Annotated in this window: 1 protein-coding gene; it reads right to left on the bottom strand. The window is 71.5% G+C overall.

Annotated features, from left to right (window positions below):
• Positions 1-368: ABC transporter ATP-binding protein (locus K7G60_RS38720; RefSeq protein WP_225805648.1), on the bottom strand; the 368-nt coding region annotated here is incomplete at both ends.

The following is a 368-nucleotide window of genomic DNA, read 5'->3' as shown; positions in this document are numbered from 1 at the left end:
CCGCCGGAGACGTTGGTGCCGCCCTGCGCGATCGGGGCGTTCAGGCCGTGTTCCAGTTTCCGTACGAAGTCGGCGGCCTGGGCGACCTCCAGGGCGTGCCAGAGCTCCTCGTCGGTGGCGTCGGGCTTGCCGTACCGCAGGTTGGTGGCCACCGTCCCGGAGAACAGGTACGGCTTCTGCGGGACGAGTCCGACGGTCTTCGCCATCAGGGCCGGGTCGAGCTTCCGCACGTCGACGCCGTCGACGAGGACCTCGCCGCCGGTGGCGTCGAAGAGCCGGGGCACCAGCCCGAGCAGCGTCGACTTGCCGCTGCCCGTCGAACCGATGATCGCGGTGGTCTCACCGGGCCGGGCGACCAGCGCCACGTC

The sequence above is a fragment of the Streptomyces sp. NK15101 genome (genome assembly GCF_020400725.1).
In the GTDB taxonomy this organism is placed as follows: Bacteria; Actinomycetota; Actinomycetes; order Streptomycetales; family Streptomycetaceae; genus Streptomyces.
This window is presented reverse-complemented; position numbering and strand designations above follow the sequence as displayed.